Annotated in this window: 12 protein-coding genes; 10 read left to right on the plus strand and 2 right to left on the minus strand. The window is 66.1% G+C overall.

All coding sequences use genetic code 11. From position 1 onward, the window contains the following. Positions 1–266: 266 nt before the first annotated feature. Complete coding sequence (locus tag AC5QPF_RS17695; protein WP_494959128.1) at positions 267–2,627, minus strand: DNA polymerase II; 2,361 nt, start codon at positions 2,625–2,627, stop codon at positions 267–269. Between the two features lie 265 nt (positions 2,628–2,892). Here AC5QPF_RS17695 and AC5QPF_RS17700 point away from each other — a divergent pair, with 265 nt between their 5' ends. The 8 genes from AC5QPF_RS17700 to AC5QPF_RS17735 all read left to right on the plus strand — a co-directional run bounded on the left by AC5QPF_RS17700 (position 2,893) and on the right by AC5QPF_RS17735 (position 9,904). Continuing rightward, positions 2,893–3,534 (plus strand): SEL1-like repeat protein, encoded by a 642-nt coding sequence (locus tag AC5QPF_RS17700; protein ID WP_494964197.1) that lies wholly within the window; start codon positions 2,893–2,895, stop codon positions 3,532–3,534. 125 nt (positions 3,535–3,659) lie between these two features. After that, on the plus strand, positions 3,660–4,352 hold the full coding sequence (locus AC5QPF_RS17705; protein ID WP_494959129.1) for an AzlC family ABC transporter permease: 693 nt from the start codon (positions 3,660–3,662) through the stop codon (positions 4,350–4,352). Continuing rightward, positions 4,349–4,675, plus strand: coding sequence for an AzlD domain-containing protein (locus AC5QPF_RS17710; protein WP_494964198.1), 327 nt, complete (start codon positions 4,349–4,351; stop codon positions 4,673–4,675). Before AC5QPF_RS17705 ends, AC5QPF_RS17710 begins: the two co-directional genes overlap by 4 nt. Beyond that, entirely contained in the window at positions 4,672–5,526 is an 855-nt protein-coding gene (locus AC5QPF_RS17715) for a helix-turn-helix domain-containing protein (RefSeq protein WP_494959130.1), read from the plus strand. The genes AC5QPF_RS17710 and AC5QPF_RS17715 overlap by 4 nt, the downstream gene beginning before the upstream one ends. 113 nt (positions 5,527–5,639) lie before the next feature. Then, a complete protein-coding gene (locus tag AC5QPF_RS17720; protein ID WP_494959131.1) occupies positions 5,640–7,262 on the plus strand; it encodes a methyl-accepting chemotaxis protein in 1,623 nt (540 codons plus the stop codon). Between the two features lie 111 nt (positions 7,263–7,373). Further along, positions 7,374–8,081 carry a GNAT family N-acetyltransferase gene (locus tag AC5QPF_RS17725; RefSeq protein WP_494959132.1) on the plus strand — a complete coding sequence of 236 codons (708 nt, stop codon included), beginning with the start codon at positions 7,374–7,376 and terminating at the stop codon, positions 8,079–8,081. A 161-nt stretch (positions 8,082–8,242) separates the two neighbouring features. Then, the gene (locus tag AC5QPF_RS17730; protein WP_494959133.1) at positions 8,243–8,854 is read left to right on the plus strand and encodes a cell wall hydrolase; all 612 of its coding nucleotides are present in this window, start codon (positions 8,243–8,245) and stop codon (positions 8,852–8,854) included. Between the two features lie 198 nt (positions 8,855–9,052). After that, the gene (locus tag AC5QPF_RS17735) at positions 9,053–9,904 is read left to right on the plus strand and encodes a CAP domain-containing protein (protein WP_494959134.1); all 852 of its coding nucleotides are present in this window, start codon (positions 9,053–9,055) and stop codon (positions 9,902–9,904) included. 2 nt (positions 9,905–9,906) lie between these two features. Here AC5QPF_RS17735 and AC5QPF_RS17740 read toward each other — a convergent pair whose 3' ends face one another. After that, positions 9,907–10,791: a hypothetical protein gene (locus AC5QPF_RS17740; protein WP_494959135.1), complete on the minus strand. Its 885-nt coding sequence runs from the start codon at positions 10,789–10,791 to the stop codon at positions 9,907–9,909. Positions 10,792–11,017: 226 nt separating this feature from the next. On the opposite strand from AC5QPF_RS17740, the gene AC5QPF_RS17745 reads away from it, so the two are divergent. Together AC5QPF_RS17745 and AC5QPF_RS17750 are read left to right on the plus strand one after the other, a co-directional pair. Next, positions 11,018–15,334, plus strand: a complete 4,317-nt coding sequence (locus AC5QPF_RS17745; RefSeq protein ID WP_494959136.1) for a SpvB/TcaC N-terminal domain-containing protein — start codon at positions 11,018–11,020, stop codon at positions 15,332–15,334. Continuing rightward, positions 15,321–18,134 (plus strand): RHS repeat-associated core domain-containing protein, encoded by a 2,814-nt coding sequence (locus AC5QPF_RS17750; RefSeq protein WP_494959137.1) that lies wholly within the window; start codon positions 15,321–15,323, stop codon positions 18,132–18,134. Before AC5QPF_RS17745 ends, AC5QPF_RS17750 begins: the two co-directional genes overlap by 14 nt. The last annotated feature ends 22 nt before the right edge of the window (positions 18,135–18,156 follow it).

The raw sequence follows: 18,156 nt of genomic DNA on the forward strand, positions 1-18,156 counted from the left end.
TTTTTCAATCCTCGTAACAATGACTACAGACCTCCGGGAAAGATCCGAAGGGCAGAGCCTAAACGACTGCAAGTGCCTGATGCCCGAGAACAAAGGTAACTTTCGGTGTCAGGCCAAGGAAAATTCCTACTGTTAAACAGGAGGATAGCTGATGGTTCAGAGGGTGCCGGGTTTGATCCGGCCTCATCGCGGGCAACGCCCGCTCCCACAAGGACTGCGTGCACCGCAAAACCTGTGGGAGCGGGCGTTGCCCGCGATGAGGCCCTCTAGAACAACCCCATCTGCCGATCCACCAACCCGCCGAAGTCATCCCCCACGAACGGCAGGATCGCATCCGCCACCGGCCGCAACTGCTTGTCCAGGTAATGCTGGTAATCGATGGGATTGCGCCGGTTCTCCAGCGGCTCCGGCCCGCCGGTGGTAATCACGTAGCTGATCCAGCCACCGCGGTGATACTGCCGCGGCCGTCCCAGGCTGTCGTTGTACTCATCGGCCAGGCGCGCCGCGCGGACATGCGGAGGAACGTTACGCTGATACTCGTCCAGCGGCCGGCGCAGGCGCTTGCGGTACACCAGCAGCTCGTCCAGAGCCCCCGCCAGGGTGCGCTGCACGTAGTCACGAACGAACTCGCGATAAGGCTCGCGCTGGAAGATCCGCTGGTACAGCGCTTGCTGGAACTCCCGGGCCAGCGGCGACCAGTCGGTACGCACGCTTTCCAGGCCCTTGTAGACCATCTCCTCGCTGCCATCGGCGCGCCGCACCAGGCCGGCGTAGCGTTTCTTGCTGCCCTCCTCGGCGCCGCGGATGGTCGGCATCAGGAAACGCCGGTAGTGGGTCTCGTACTGCAGTTCCAGGGCACTTTCCAGTCCGTACTCCTCGCGCAGGTGCTCGCGCCACCACTGATTGACCCCGGCCACCAGCTCACGGCCGATGCGGTCGGCCTCATCCGTCTCATGGGCGCTTTTGAGCCAGACGAAGGTGGAATCGGTGTCGCCGTAGATCACCGTATAACCCCGGGCCTCGATCAACCGACGGGTGCGCTGCATGATCTCGTGCCCGCGCAGGGTGATGGACGAAGCCAGACGCGGATCGAAGAAACGGCAGCCGCTGGAGCCGAGCACGCCGTAGAAGGCGTTCATGATGATCTTCAGCGCCTGGGACAACGGCGCGTTGCCGTCGCGCTTGGCCGCCTCGCGGTTCTGCCAGACCCGCTCGACGATGGCCGGCAGGCAGTGCCGGGTCCGCGAGAACCGCGCCTCGCGAAAGCCCGGTACCGAGTGCACGTCGTCCGGCTCGCGCAGGCCTTCGACCAGGCCTACCGGGTCGATCAGGAAGGAACGGATGATCGACGGGTACAGGCTCTTGTAGTCCAGCACCAGCACCGACTCGTACAGCCCCGGCCGAGAATCCATGACGAAGCCGCCAGGACTGGCCTCGCCTTCACGGCCACCAAGGTTCGGTGCGACGAAGCCCAGGCGGTGCATCGCCGGAATATATAAATGACAGAAAGCCGCCACCGACCCGCCGCTGCGGTCCGCCGGCAAGCCGGTGACCGTGGCCCGTTCCAGAAGGAAGTCCATCAGCCGGGTCTGGGCGAAGATCCGTGTCACCAGCTCGCAGTCCTTGAGGTTGTAGCGGGCCAGCGCCGGGCGGTCCTCGGCGAACATGCGGTTGATCTCGTCCATGCGTTGGTACGGCGTGTCGATCGCCTTGCCCTCGCCGAGCAGAGTCTGGGCCACGTACTCCAGGCTGAAGGAAGGAAAACTCCAGGTTGCCGAGCGCAGCGCCTCGATACCGTCGATGATCAGGCGCCCGGCGGCAGCGGCGAAGAAATGCGTGCGGCTGCCATGCTCGCGCCATTCCATGGGCTGGGTGTCGCGCCCCAGCAGCAGCGGTACATTCAGACGCTGGCTGTGTTCGTGGAGGACGCGCAGGTCGAACTGCACCAGATTCCAGCCGATGATCGCATCCGGGTCGTGCTCGGCCAGCCAGGCGTTGAGGCGCTGCAGCAACTCGGCGCGGCTGGCGCACCACGCCAGGTCGAAGTCGATGCCAGTGCTGTCGCCGTTGGCCGGGCCGAGCATGAACACCTGACGCTGGCCGCAGCCTTCCAGGGCGATGGAATACAGCTCGCCGCGCTCGCTGGTCTCGATATCCAGCGAGACCAGCTTCAGCCGCGGGCGATAGTCGTTGGCCGGTTTCAGCTGGGCTTCGACGCACACCCCGTCCGCGTCCGTCTGCCCGTCAAAAGCCACCGGCGCGGTGATGAAGCGCTCCATCAGGTAGCGTTCCGGCGGACGGATATCGGCCTCCAGCACCTCGATGCCGGCGCCGCGCAGGCGCTTGTCCAGCTGGATCAGCTGTCGCTGCTGTCGGCAATACAGGCCGAATACCGGCTCATGCTGAAAATCCTGCAGCGCCAGAGGACGCAGCTCGACATAACGCTCGCCACGCAGCAGGTCGCGGACCCGCGCCTCGAAGCGCGCCGGAATGAAGGCCACCGAGGTCTGGGCCGGCAGGCGCACCCGACGCGGGCCGGCATCGCTGGCCAGCCAGAACTCCACCTCGGTGCCCTGGGGCGTATCCCGCCAGTGACGGGTCAGGACGAAGCCCTGCTGTAGCTGCACCGCGCGTTCCTCGTCGTGGCCGGCAAAAGGGTACGGATTCTACCCGAGCGCCCCGGCCGGCGCGCGGCTTTAGGCGCGACGGGTTTCGGCGCGGCGGGCATCCGGCTAGAATGCGTCCCCATGGAGATCCTTCACTCACTATGGACAGTGCCCGAGACCATGAATTGCGCTTCAGCCCTATCCCGTCCACCCGCCGACGGGCACAAGGATCTACACCGTGCGTTCTGATCGTTCCCTGCTCTGCCTGTTGTGGTTGCTGCCACTGATGGCGACAGCCGCCGACCCCGTGGTCATCGATCCCCATGCCGACCTTCTCTACCGCCAGGCCCTGCCCCTGCTGGAAAAGGCCGAGGCCCAGGGCAACGCCCTGCCCGTCAACGCGGCCCCCAACGACCAGGATCTGATCCGCAAGGTCCAGGCCCTCGACCAGACCCTGCAACCGGCGGTGGCCCTGCTGCAACGCGCGGCGCTGCTGCACCACCCGGTGGCCGAATACCGCCTGGCCCTGCACTACATCACCGACCTGCCGACCGACCAGATCGCCGTCGAGGCCTGTCCGCTGCTGCACTCCAGCCTGGCCCAGGGATTCGCCCCGGCGGCGCTTGAGGTGGGCAACTGGTGCCCGGACCTGCGCGACAATGCCGAGTACCGCCAGGCCCTGGAACAGGTGTCGACGCGCAACTCCCTGTATGCCAGCTACTACCCGCAACCGGCGGTACGCCTGCTTTGCCTGCGCGAACGCCCACAAGGCCTGGCCTTGCAGTGGGGCCGCCAGCGCGACTTCCAGGCCGAAGTCTATCGTCTGCTGGCCGGGCTGGATCCGGTGCAGCGCAGCACGTACCTGAAGAAGGCGGTGGAGATCAACGACTGCCAGGTGGTGCAGCGGCAGGTGGTCAGCCACCCGTAAAGATTCGCAGGGCTTGTGAGCCGGCTTGCCTGCTCCTGCGCATGCACTCATAGAGCAAGATTGTTCAAGGCACTCTTCCAACGCTCTGGCATGCTGGGTAACCGTCCCTCACCACGCTGTCACCCATGTCCGCATCACTCTCCCGAACTGCTTATCTCCAGGGCTCCATCGCCTGCATCCCGCTGTCCCTGGCCGTCGCGCCCTGGGGCTTGCTGGCCGGTTCGATGGCCATCGAAGCCAACCTCACACCCCTCGAAGGCCAGGGCCTGTCGGCGATCGTCTTCGCCGGCGCCGCGCAACTGGTAGCCATCGGCATGCTCAAAGGCGGCGCCAACCTGTTCTCGATCCTGCTCACCACCCTGCTGCTGACCTCCCAGCACCTGCTCTACGGCCTGTCGATGCGCCCCGTGCTGTCTGAACTGCCGGCCCGCTGGCGCCTGACCCTGGGCTTTCTGATGACCGACGAATTCTTCGCTCTGGTCAGCCAGTACGATCGCAGCCAGTTCAACCGTTGGTACGCCTTCGGCGTCGGCTTTACCTTCTACCTGGCGTGGAACCTGTTCACCCTGGCCGGCATCGTCCTCGGCCAGAATATCCCGCACCTGGACAAACTGGGCCTGGATTTCTCCATCGCCGCCACCTTCGTCGCCCTGATCGCACCCACCGTGCGCAACCTGCCGACCGTGGTCTGCGTGGCCGTGGCACTGTTCTGCTCGGTGCTGTTCAGCTACTGGAAATGGGAAACCGCGCTGGTTGCCGCCGGCCTGCTGGGCATGGGCGCCGGCTTCATCTGCCAGAAACTCTGGGGGGCCCGCTGATGGTCTTCGTGCTGATCTTCGCCATGGGCCTGCTGGTCTTCCTCAACCGCTACGCCTTCCTCGAGCCGCGCCTGCCGCTGCGCCTGAGCTCCAATGCCCGGCAGTTCCTCGGCTTCGCCGTGCCGGGCATGCTCACCGCGATCTGCGGGCCGATCGTGTTCCTCCCCGAGCACCAGTTGAACCTGAGCCCGGCCAACCCCTACCTGCTGGGTTCGCTGTTGGCCGTGGTGCTGGTACTCTGGACGCGCAATGTCCTGCTCAGCATGCTGCTGAGCATGGGCTTCTTCTTCGCCTATCGCTGGTGGCTGAACGGTTCGCCATGACACACGCTCCCCGGGAACAGACCCACTTCTGGCAGGCGCCGGCGCTGGACAACCTCGAACTGCTCCAGGCCCGCTACTTCCAGCAGCGCTTCGCGCCCCATGTGCACGAGGGCTACTCCATCGTCGCCATCGAGACCGGCGCGCAGTGTTTCTGGCACCGCGGTGCCGATCACCTGGCGCCGGTGGGCAGCGTGGTGCTGATCAACCCGGAAGAACTGCACACCGGCTCGCGCGCTCATGAAAGCGGCTGGAGCTACCGCGGCTGCTACCCGGACGTGGCGCACATGACCGACGTGCTCGACGAACTGGAACTCAACCCCGGTGGTACCCCGGGCTTCGCCAGCAGCGTGCTGCAGGACCCGGTGGTGTTCCGCGCCCTGCTCGGCCTGCACCACAGTGCGCAACAGGGAGCCAGCGCCCTGGAACAGCAATCGGCCTGGCGCGAGGCGGCCTTGCTGCTGATGCAGCGCCATGCACGGATCCGCGACCCACGCGAGCCGGGCAACGAACCCCAGGCCGTGGCCCGCGCCCGCGAACTGCTGGATGCGCGCCTGGACTGCCCGCCGTCTCTGGAAGAGCTGGCCGCGGCGGTGCACCTGTCGCCGTTCTACTTCGCCCGGGTGTTCCGCCAGGCCACCGGCCTGCCGCCTCATGCCTGGCTCAAACAACGCCGGCTGGCCCGGGCGCGGACCCTGCTGCGCCACGGCTACCTGCCGTTCAACGTGGCGGTGGACCTCGGCTTCGCCGACCAGAGCCACCTCAATCGCCAGTTCAAACAGGCCTTCGGCGTCACCCCTGGCGAGTACCGCCGCGCCTGCGCTGAAACCTCCACGGCAATCTCCGTTCGATAATCGAACACAACCCCATTTCCAACCCTCAAGCGGTCACAGTCCGCCTCCGATAGCAGTGCCAACCCGCCCGATCCGAAAAGTGGCGGGACTGACAATCGAGGAGTTCTGCCCGCATGCTTGCCGACCTGAAAATCCGCACCGGAATGTTCTGGGTGCTGTGCCTGTTCAGCCTGACCCTGCTGTTCTCCACCGTCAGCGCCTGGCGCAGCGCCGTGGGCAGCGACCAACAGATCGGCGAACTGGACCGCACCGCGCACCAGTCCGACCGGCTGAACAACGCCCTGCTGATGGCCATCCGCTCCAGCGCCAACGTGTCCTCGGGGTTCATCGAACAGCAAGGCGGTCACCTGGACAGCGCCAAGGGCCGCCTGACCCGCTCGGAAGAACTGATCGAGGCCAGCCGCGTCCTGGTCGACGAATTCGTTGCCGCAGCGGACCCGGCGATCAAGACCACGGCCCAGGACCTGCAACGCACATTCCAGGGTTATGCCGTGGCCATTGCCAGCCAGCGCCAGGCGACCCGGGACAACTCGCTGGATCACTACTTCGTGGCCAACGTGGATGCAGGCAATGCCATGGCGCGCCTGCAGGCACTGCGCCAGGACCTGGTCAAGATTCTCAGCGAGCGTGGCCAGCAGATCATGGCCGAGTCGTCGCGACGCCTGAACACTGCGCAATGGCTCAGCCTGGCCCTGCTCGTCACGACCTTGCTGCTGGCAGCACTGTGCTGGGGGTTCATTCAGCAACGCGTACTACGCCCGTTGCGTGAGGCCGGGAGGCATTTCCAGCGAATCGCCGGGGGCGACCTGAGCGAGCCGGTGCAGGTACCAGGAGGTAACGAGATCGGCCAGCTGTTCGCCGAACTGCAGCGCATGCAGCACAGCCAGCGCGACACCTTGGGCCAGATCAACGCCTGTGCCGGGCACCTGGCCGAGGCTGCCGGGCTGCTCAACAACGTGACCGAACAGAGCGCGGACAGCCTGCGCCGCCAGGACGAAGAACTGGAACAGGCAGCCACCGCCGTCACCGAGATGACCACCGCCGTGGAAGAAGTGGCGCGCAACGCAGTCTCCACCTCACAGGCCGCCGGTGAATCCAATCGTCTGGCCGAGCAGAGCCGGCGCCAGGTCAGCGACACTCTCGACGGCACCCAGGCCATGGCCGGCGAGGTCCAGGCCGGCAGCGAGCGCCTGCAACTGCTGGCGGGTGAAATCCGCGATATCGGCAAGGTGCTGGAAGTGATCCGCACCGTGTCGGAGCAGACCAACCTGCTAGCGCTCAACGCTGCCATCGAAGCAGCCCGTGCCGGCGAGGCCGGGCGTGGTTTCGCCGTGGTTGCCGACGAGGTGCGTACCCTGGCCTACCGCACCCAGCAATCGACCCAGGACATCGAGCAGATGATCGGCAGTGTGCAGCACGGCACCGAGGCGGCAGTCAGTTCCATGCACGCCAGTGCCGAACGGGCGCGGGCGGCACTGGACAGCACCCAGGCCTCGGAGCAGGTGCTGCAAGGCATCTATGCCGCCATCGGGCAGATCAACGAACGCAACCTGGTGATCGCCAGCGCCGCCGAGGAACAGGCCCAGGTGGCGCGGGAGGTGGATCGCAACCTGCTGAATATCCGTGCGCTTTCGGCAGGATCGGCGCAGGGGGCGGAGCAGACGCGGGCGCAGAGCCGGGCGTTGTCGGGATTGGCGGCGGAGTTGACGGAGCTGGTGGGGCGCTTCCGCGTCTGAGCGCGGAGCCGTACGAGGAGCTGGCTTGCCTGCTCCTAAGGCGCCCGCCGGCATGGACAATCCTCCTTAAAACCCGGAAGCTTTCCGCTTTTCCCCCGAGCCCCACCGCGAATGCCCGTCGTCACCCAGCACCACACCGCCCCCGAAGAACCCCTGCACAGCCAGCTCATGCAACTGGTGGTCGACAACTTCAGCGACCTCAGCGCCACCGCCCTGCCGCCGAGCAATCCGCTGTACAACCTCTACCAGTACGGCCTTGGCTTCGAAGTGCACCTGTACCTCCAGGCACTGGGCGGCACGCGCTTGCCGGTGGGCCTGGTGCTGGCCTGCGAGGACGAGGATCCGCAGCGCCTGGCCGGGTTCGCCTTGTACCTGCCGATCGAGGACGAACCCCAGTCCTGCGCACTGGCCTATATGGCGGTGCGCCAGGAACTGCGCCGACGCGGCATCGGCCGGGCCTTGCTCGACGACATTCACCAGCGCCATCCACGAATCGAACTGGCCTGCGGCCGGAACCGCGTGCCCTGCTTCGAAACGCTGGGCCTCAAGGTGGTCGGTGCCCGTGGCCCGCAGGTGCTGATGGCCACCGATGCCCCTGCCGGTGAGGCCGAACTGGCCGTACTGGACGTGGCGCCGATCTTCCGCACCGTGGAGATCCAGCAGATCCACAGCTACCTGCTCAAGCAGCATGGGCGCAAGGCGATGGTCGAAGCAGAGAAGAAACGCGACCGCCACCTGGATGAACTGACCCGGCATGCAGCGGCATTTGCCCGGGAGCGGGTCGGGGAGTGGCGGGTGCGGGGTGTGCATACCGTGTAGGAGCAGGCAAGCCACGCTCAATGCCCATGCCGGTATTTCTTAGCTTCAAGCGAAACGCTACCGTCCAGCGGCAACCCCGGAATTATTGAACTTCCCCCCTGGTCAATCGATCAGGTAGCCCGGCAATCCGTGCCGGGCCTCTTCGCCGGATGGGTCCGACCATGGCCAGCCTGTGGCAAGCGCTCTGCCTGAGCATCACCCTCGTATTCGTGCCCCACACCTATGCCACCGACAACCCGGTTGCCGCCAAGGCCGAGGACAAGGCCGCCGCCCTGGAACACGCGGTCGCCACTCAGAGCGCCCCGCCCCCCGCCGAAAAACTCACCCCCACCGAAGCCAAGGCCGTCGACCCCGAGGGCGCCGCCGCTCTCGACGACACCCTGACCTGCCTGTCCCGCACCATCTACTGGGAAGCCAAAGGCGCCAGCGCCGAGGACATGCAGGCGGTGGCCAACGTGGTGCTCAACCGCCTCGGCCACGACGGCTTCCCCGACACCGTCTGCGCCGTGGTCAAGCAAGGTTCGGAACGCAAGGCCTGCCAGTTCTCCTGGTGGTGCGATGGCCGCGCCGACCAGATCAAGGAGGACGAGCCCTACCTCGCCGCCAAGGAGATCGCGCGCAAGACCCTCAACCGCCAGCTCCCCGACAACACTCGCGGCGCGCTCTACTTCCACGATCGCCAGGTCACTCCCGCCTGGTCGAAAACCTTCGTGAAAACCGCGCAGACCCACAAATTTGTCTTCTACAAACCGCAAAATGGCGCCGCACGCTGACACGTCGACGGGAACCCTGACGGCGTAATGCCAGACAAAGACGACAGGCGCGGGCCAATCTGGCTACCATGCACGCTGTAATCACCCCCAATCCACCGGGGACACCGGCCGGGCCATGAGCGCGGACCCGCCGGTTTCATCGCAAGACCACGCCAGGCCATTCATTCGCCCCGTGGTGCCAGATCCAGGGAGAGTCAAATGCGCGTCCGTTCCTCCATGCTGTCGCTTGCCCTCATCTGCCTGGGCTCGCTGCTCGCCAGCCAGGCCCAGGCCAGCGAAGAAACCCAGCTGATCGACTCGATCAACGCCTACCGCAACCAGTCCCAGGCCTGCGCCAACCAGGCCTCGCTGGAACTGCCACCGCTGGCCAGCGACCCGCGCCTGGTGCTGTCGGCCACCAGCATGGGCGACCTGCAGCAGCAACTGGCCCGGGTCGCCTACCCCATGGTCAATGTCCAGGCCATCAGCCTGTCCGGCCCGCGGGATGCCGCAGCGGCCATGCAGGCGATTCGCGAGAGCTTCTGCCAGGTGGTCCTCGATCCGCAGTTCGTCGATATCGGTGTCAGTCGTGAAGGCCGCGAATGGCGCATCGTCGTGGCCCGCCCTCTGCTCAGCGCGCGCCTCGGTGACTGGCAAAACGAAGGCCGCAACCTGCTCGAAGCGATCAACGCCGCCCGTGCCCAGCCACGCCAGTGCGGCACCCAGTCAATGAACGCCACCACTCCGTTGAGCTGGAACGACACCCTCGCTGGCGCCGCCCAGAGCCACAGCCGGGCCATGGCCAACCAGAATTTCTTCGACCATGTCGACCGCGAAGGCCGCACCCCTGGCGACCGCGCCGAACTGTCCGGCTACAGCGGCACGCGCATCGCCGAGAACATCGCCGCCGGCCTCGACAGCCCGCGCAAGGTGATCGATGGCTGGCTGGCCAGTCCCGGCCACTGCGTCAACCTGATGAACCCGCAACTGCGTGAACTGGGCGCGGCCTATGCGACGGACCCGAAGAGCGACGCTGGCATCTACTGGACCGCGTTGTTCGGTACGCCGTGACTTCAGTCCGGCGTGCCCACTGCTGGAAAGGGGAAGTCGATATCGCCGATGAGCATGCGGTCGAGGCTTGACGGGAAGCTCAGGCGCACCTGCAGGCTATCGGGGCTTGTAGCCGGTAACCAGCCGCTGCTGACCGGCACCACGTCCGCTACATGACCCCGCAGGAACGGCACCCTGACCCCATCGACGAGCTGCAGATAACCGCGCCATGGGCCAAGGTCGCTGAACGCCTGGGCATCGCGGCGGAACAGTTCGACCTCGACCCTGACCCGCTCCTGCACCTGCGAATAGCCCACCAACCGGGCCTGGACGAACTCGTAGACCCTCAGGTTGACACTGGCATGAATGCCCCGCAGCCCCACCACCAAGGCATGGCTTTGCCCTGCCTGCGCCGTCCGGGTGTCGGCGCTGACGCGGATGTCACCATTGCCATCGCTAGGCCCCTCGCAGCGGTACACCACGCCGCCGACTCTGCTCTCACGCGGCACCAGCGGCAGGCCGACAACAGCGCCATGGCCATCACGTACCGTCAATGTGAAGCGATACACGCCGCCGCGGTCGGCGCACCAGCCATTACCCTCCTGGATCAGCCCGTCGACGGCCTCGGCGCGGACGCAGACCTGCGGCTCGCCGAAGATCCGTAGGGGCGGCCAGGCAAGCCAAGGCCCCGACCGCGGATGAGGGTGCCGTTCGCAGGCATCGTCGTCGGTGGTCCACAGGGCCTCGTTGCAGCCTGCCTCGGCGCCGCGCTGGTGCCGCTGGAAGCCGCGTCGGAGAAAGTCGCGCAACGCGTCGAAACTGACGTGCAAGATCGCGTCCGGGGTTGCCGGGGACAGGGCGTCGCACGCCCAGGGAAGAGTAGAAATCGCTGCCTTGCGCCGGACCATGAAAGGTTCTCCGTCCTGTGAAGCGACGCCTGCGCACCGCCGGTTGCGCTGAAACTAACCACCACTGCCGGTTCCCGCTACTGACAAATTTATCAGGTCCCCCCGCTCACGCCGCTCGCATCGGGCAAGCGCCACTGCCGACGCGGGTACCTGATATTTTTGTCAGTTAACGAAAAACCCTGCACAAGGCACTCTTGCTTCATGAACCGTGTCATGGAGCACAGACATGCAGGATCAGAGCGCGGGAGTCGCACTCCCCGAACTACCCAAGGGCGGCGGCGCCATCCAGAGCATTGGCGGTGGCGGCTGGGGGGCCATCGGGACGTCGGGGGCAGCGTCCCTTGAAATTCCCCTGCCGGTCTCCCCCGGGCGCGGCTATGCCCCGCCGCTGTCGCTGAACTACCGCAGCACGGTAAGCAACGGCCTGTTCGGCATGGGCTGGAGCCTGTCCGTGGGCTGTGTCGCCCGGCGTACCAGCAAGGGCGTGCCGCGCTATGACGACGACGATGTGATCCTCGGCCCAGACGGTACGGTCTGGCTGGCCGAGCGCGATACCGCAGGCGCACCACAGTTCACCTGGGTCGACGACTACCGCGGTCTGGCCCTGGACCGGCGCTACCAGGTGATCCGTCATTTCCCGCGGGTCGAGGGCGCCTTCGAGCGCATCGAACACTGGCGCGCCGATGGCGACGATCCCGGTTTCTGGCTGGTTCACGGCAGTGACGGCAGCTTGCATGTCTATGGACGCAACCCGTCCTCGCGCAGCACCGACCCGGACGATTCGCGGCGGGTCGGCGAATGGCTGCTGGAAGAGAGCATGAACGCCCATGGCGAGCACATCCTCTACCAGTACAAGGGCGAGGATCTGGTCGGCCTCGATCCTGACGAGCCTCGCGACTTCCGCGCCCAGTGCTACCTGAACCGGGTCTGCTACGGCAATGTCACCGCCCATCCCTGGCTATACCTCTGGCAGCCGGAGCAGGTCGACGCGCTGCAATGGCACTTCGAGCTGTTGTTCGACTTCGGCGAACGCAACAACAGCCTGGAGGAACGTCCGACCTACGCCGAAGTCCAGCCCTGGCCGGTGCGCAGCGACCCGCACAGCACCTTCGCCTACGGTTTCGAGCTGGGCAACCTGCGCCTGTGCCAGCAGGTACTGATGTTCCATCGCTTTGCTGAAGACCTGGGCGAGGCGCCAGTGCTGGTGCGCCGGCTGTTGCTGGAGTATCAGGCCAGCGAACTGTCCTACAACTTGCTGGTTGGCGCACACAGCCAGGGCTGGGCCGCCGATGGCCGGCTCAGCAGCCTGCCGCCGCTGAACTTCGCCTATGCGCCGTTCTATAGCGAAGCACCTTGCCAGTTCAGTGAGTTTCCCGCCTTTCCCGGCCTCGACGACGGCGTTCAATATCAACTGGTCGACCTCTACGGCGAAGGTCTGCCAGGCGTACTGCACCGCCACGACAAGGCCTGGTACTACCGCGAACCGCTGCGCGACTCCACCTCTGGCCGTGACGAAACACCCAACGACAAGGTCGGCTATGGCGACTGGAGCCTGCTGCCGCGCATCCCCCTGGCCGACAGCAGCCGCCCGGTGAGCCAGTCGCTGCAGGACCTGACCGGCGACGGGCGGCTGGACTGGTGCATCCGCGCCCCGGGGCTCAACGGTTTCTTCACCCTCGACAGCAACCGTGAATGGTCAAGCTTCGTGCCCTTTGCCGCCGTCGCCACCGAGGCGCTGCACCCACTGGCGCAACTGGCCGACCTCAGCGGCGCCGGCCTGCTTGACCTGGCCCTGATCGGTCCACGCAGCGTGCGCCTGTATGCCAACCGGCGCACCCTGGGCCATGCCGCCCCGGTGGACGTGGCGCACCCCAGCGACAACCTGCCGGTGATCGGTGACGGCCGCGCCGAACTGGTGGCCTTCAGCGATATCCTCGGCAGCGGCCAGCAACACCTGGTGCGCATCCGGCATGACGAAGTGCGCTGCTGGCCGAACCTGGGCCACGGACGCTTCGGCAAAGGCTATCGCTTCTCCACCCTGCCCTTCACCCATGAGCAGTTCGATGCCTCCCGGGTGCGCCTGGCCGATCTCGACGGCTCCGGCGCAGCCGACCTGCTGTACCTGGAGAGCGACGGCGTGCGGGTGTTCATGAACCGCTGCGGTTTCGGCCTGCAAGCGCCGGTGTTGCACCCCTGGCCGCCAGGGGTGCGCTACGACCGCCTGTGCCAGGTCAGCGCCGCCGACCTGCAAGGACTGGGCTGCGCCAGCCTGGTGCTGACCGTGCCACACATGGCCCCGCGCCACTGGCGCCTCGACTTCACCCCGCACAAGCCCTACCTGCTCAACCGCAGCGACAACAACATGGGTAGCGTCGGCACCGTGGAGTACCGCAGCTCCGGCCAGGAATGGCTGGACGAGAAACAGGAGCTGCGCGAGGCCGGCAAGGTCGCGGTCAGCCACCTGCCGCTGACCCTGCACCTGGTATCCCGGCAGACCCAGCTCGACGAGATCACCGGCAACCGCCTGGTCCAGGTGCTGCGCTACCGTCGCGGCCACTATGACCGCCAGGAACGCGAGCTGCGCGGCTTCGGCCTGCTGTTGCAGACCGACAGCGAAAGCGCCCGCGGCGATGAAGACGCGCATTTCACCGCGCCACTGCTGAGCAAGACCTGGTTCCACACCGGCCAGTACCCGGCACCGCCGCGGGACGATTTCTTCCATGATCCGGAAGCCGCCGAACCCGGCCCCGACCTGCTGGCGCTGTTCGACGGCGAGACCGACCAGATCGTCGACAGCCCGGACGAGCCGCGTCTGCGAGCCATGGCCCATGCCCTGAGCGGCGCACCGATCCGCAGCGAACGCTACGGTCTCGACGACAGCCCGCAGCAGGGTGTGCCCTTTGCCGTGGAACAGCATCGCTACCTGTTGCGCGAACTGGCCCCGGCCGACGTCCACCAGCCCTACGCGAGGATGCTGCCGCTGACACTGGAGCACATGGCCCTGAACTACGAGCGCCAGGCCGACGACCCGCGGTGCGATCACAGCCTCAACCTTGCCCATGACCGCTACGGCCAGCTGACCCATGGGGTAGTGGTGCACTGCGCACGGCGCCGGCAGGTCAGCGACCCGCCACCGTTCGACAGCGAACACGAACAGACCTGGTGGCGCGATGCCCATGACGAAGCGCAGTACAACCACTACCTCGACGAAACCCGCGCCCAGGTCATCCACCTCGACGATGCCCAGGGCTGGCGCCTCGGCCTGCCCTGGCGCCAGCGCAGTAACGCGCTGATGCTGGCGCGTGCCGAACTGCCGGTGCGGCAGATCAGCTACGAGCACCTGAGCGGCCCGGAAACGCCCCTGCACGCACAGGCCGAGCGCGCCCTGACCGGCCAGACCGTGCAACGCTACCAGGCGCCTGGCAATGCCTCACGCAAGGATCTGGAGGATGGCCAGGCCACCTTCGAGGCCCTGCCCGGCTACCTGGAGAGCGCCGAACTCAACGAGCAGGCACTGCAAGCCTATGATCGGGTCATGAGCCGCGACGAACTGCACGAGAAGCTGCTCGAACTGAACTACGAACCCATGGCCGCGTTTTTGCCGGAACAACCGGAACTGGAACTGTGGGCGATTCGCCAGGGCTTCACCCTCTACGGCCCGGCCAGCTATTTCTATCGACCCCTGAGCGTGCAGCAAACCCGCAGCCACGGTCCGACCCGGATCGCCTACGACCGTTATCGCTGCCAGCTCACCCACGTCGTCCTGCCGGACGGCTGCAAGACCCTGGCCGAATACGATTACCACTGCCAACTCCCGCGGCGTATCACCGACCCCAACGACAACGTTCAGGAAGCCCTCTATGACGGCCTGGGCCGCCTGCTGGCAAGCAGCTTCCATGGTACCGAGAACGACGAGCCGGCAGGCTTCGCGCCACTGAGCGAGTACCAGCGCGATAGCGAGGACCTGGCCAGCGCCATCGCCGCCCCTTTTGCTGCCGTGCAGAACGCCGCCAGCGCCTGCTACTACGACGCCTTCAGCTGGATGCAGCCCGTGGAGAGCCGCCAGCCGGTGCACAGCGCAGTGTTCCTGGCCGACCGTTACCCCGGCGATCCCGACCTGCAGATCCGCATCGCCCTGAGCAGCAGCGACGGCTTTGGTCGCGCCCTGCAAAGCAAGCAGAGGGTCGAGCCGGGGCTGGCCTATGCGGTCGACGAGAACGGCGAACTGCGCCTGGAAGACGGCAAGCCGGTGCAGGTGGAAACGGACGAACGCTGGCGCGTCAGCGAGCGCGTCGAATACAACAACAAGGGCCTGCCGGTACGGGTCTACCGGCCCTACTTCGCCGAGCGCTGGCGCTACATCAACGATGCTTCGTTGCGCCTGTTCGGCTACAACGACCAGCAGTTCTACGACCCGCTCGGGCGCGAAGTACGGGTGATCACCGCCAAAGGCTACCTGCGCCGCCAGCGCTACCTGGCGTGGTACAGCATCAGCGAGGACGAGAACGACACCTGGGAGGAAGTCGAAAGTGGCCGAGGCTAGCGCGCTGCACCGGCACACCCCGGTGCTCGCGGCGCATGACGCCCGCGGCCTGCCACTGCGCCAGGTCGCCTATTGCCGGAGCACGGCACAGCAGATGGCGGTGCGGCGGATCACTCTGACACGGCAGGATGTCACCGCCCAGGCGCGCCGGCAGTGGGATCCGCGCTTGTTCGAGGGACTGGAGCAGGACGGCGCCGTGCAGCCCAGCCAGCGCTCCCTGACCTCGCTGTCCGGCAGGCCGCTGCTCGGTGAAAGCACCGACGCCGGCTGGCAACTGATGGTGCCGGGCGACGCCGGCCAGACGGCGGAAAGCTGGGACACCCGAGGCAGTCACTGGCACACCCTGTTCGACGAGCGCCTGCGGCCAACACAGGTCAGGGAAAGCGCCGAGGACCAGCCGACGCGGATCGGCATCCGCTTCACCTACGCCACCGAGGCCGGCTCGAATTGTCGCGGTCGCCTGGTCCGCCAGGACGACGACGCCGGCAGCCGCCTGGTCAGCGGCTACAGCCTGGGCGGATTGGAGCGCGGCGAGATCCGTCACTTCCTTGCCTCCCTCGACCTGCCGGACTGGCCGCAGGCGCTGGCAGAGCGTGATGCCTTGCTCGAACCCGGCGAAGGAGCGCCGACCCGCTTCAGCTACGACCCGCTGGGGCAACGGCTGGAACAAACCGACGTCCTCGGCAATCGCCAGGTCTTTCGCTTCAACCTGGCGGGCGAACAGGCCGGATCAAGGCTGGTCACTGAAGAGGGCGAGGAGTACCCACTGCTGACCGACGCCCGCTACAACGCCTTCGGCCAGATCGAATCCCAGACCGCTGGCAACGGCGTGGTCAGCCGCTGCGAATACGAGCACTCCACCGGGCGGCTGTCGCGTCTAGTCGCTAGCCGTCCCGGACGCTCCGTGCTGCAGGACCTGGTGTACGACTACGACCCGGTGGGCAACGTGCTGAAGATCGAGGACCGCAGCCAGCCGGTCAGCCATTTCGCCAACCAGCGGGTCGAGCCCGTCAGCACCTTCGTGTACGACTCGCTGTATCAACTGATCGAAGCCACCGGCCGTGAAGCCGCCGGCGCCGTGCTCGGTCCCGGCCTGCCGGAGCTTGCTCCGGATCCCGGCGATACCAGCCGCCTGCTCAACTACCGGCAGCACTACGACTACGACGCCAGCGGCAATCTGCTGGAGTTGCGGCATATCGGCCAGCAGTCCTATACCCGGGAAATGGCCGTGGCCACAGACAGCAACCGTGCCGTGCCCGCCCCCGGCGACCCGCTCAAGGCCTTCGACAGCAACGGCAACCTGCTGCAACTCGGCGCTGGCCAGCCCTTGCAGTGGAATGCGCGCAATCAGTTGCACGGTACCCGCCAGGTGAGCCGGAACAATGGCGAGGACGACGAGGAACACTACCGCTACGGCGGCGATGGCTTGCGCCTGCGCAAGGTGACCCGGCGCCTGGTTGCCGGTCGCATGCAGGCCTGCCAGACCCGCTACCTCCCTGGCCTGGAACTGCACGCCCGGGCTGGCGAATCGTTCGTCGTGATCGCCACTCAGGCCGGACGCTGCGCGGTGCGCTGCCTGCACTGGCAGGAAGGCCAGCCCGACGGGATCGCCAGCCCGCAACTGCGCTTTAGCCTCGACGATCATCTGGGCAGCAGCGGCCTCGAGGTGGACGGCGAGGCCCGGATTATCAGTCACGAGGGCTATTACCCCTTTGGTGGCACGGCCTGGTGGGCGGCCCGGTCGGCTATCGAGGCGGGTTACAAGATTCGCCGATACTCAAGCAAGGAGCGCGACAGCAGCGGACTCTACGACTATGGCCTGCGCTACTACGCGCCCTGGCTGATGCGCTGGATCAATCCGGATCCGGCAGGAGACGTGGACGGGCTCAACCGCTATCGGTTCGTGCGCAACAATCCGGCGACGCGGGTCGATCCGGTGGGCCTGAATGCCGAAGACACCCTTTACACCATCAAACCGTTCAGCCGATACGCAATGGCACCCGGCTCTGAGAACTTCCTCGCCCTGCCAGGCTCGCCCGGACTCCAGCTGAACGTCAGTGGACAGGTTGCTGAATTCGCCTATGACACGCTCTGGAGCGTCAGGAGCCATCTGAATCGAGGAGCGTCCAACCAGATCGGCGACGTCCTGAGGAGCAAGTACACCTCATTCATCTATGGCAACCAGATGCGTGCTCAGTTGGGCCCGACGCCGACCACACAGGACCGCGCCGAGCATGCGTTGGCGATCCAGAGCGGACTTTGCGATGAATTCGTGGCGGTAGCCTTGCTCCTGATGGGGTCCTCGGCTCGCAGGCCTGACACTCCCATTTTCTGGGCAATGAAACCAGGACACACCTTTGCCCTGATCAACGATCCGAGACAGACCGATGCGCTGGTGATTGACCCGTGGCCCATCTTCCCTGCCATCCATCATCTCTCGCAAAGCCTGGATGCTCCCACGCAGTGGACGGATTTCACCCCGCGCATGCCGACGGAGCCCAGCTACAAGCTCAGTCGCATAACGGTGAACGCACTCTGGGAGATACATTATGCGGGCCCGGTGGATCTCTCCCCCGAACTGCGTGCAGAGCAGCTCTTGCAGTCAATCACGGGCGGATTCATGTTTTCGCAGTTGTCCGCGATGAAGGACCCGCAAAGCGTCACCTACATGGCAAATGGCGTCGAGCTCAATGCGGCGAGCATTCCCCAGCCGTTCTGGGGTCCAACGTTGGAGTCCTATGACTATGACCAGAGGAACAACCTCCCCGCAGGCGCGCGCCATCGGCTACGGCGGTTGTAGGAGCACACTCGCTCACAGGTGT

This window comes from Pseudomonas sp. Con_6, assembly GCF_059379395.1.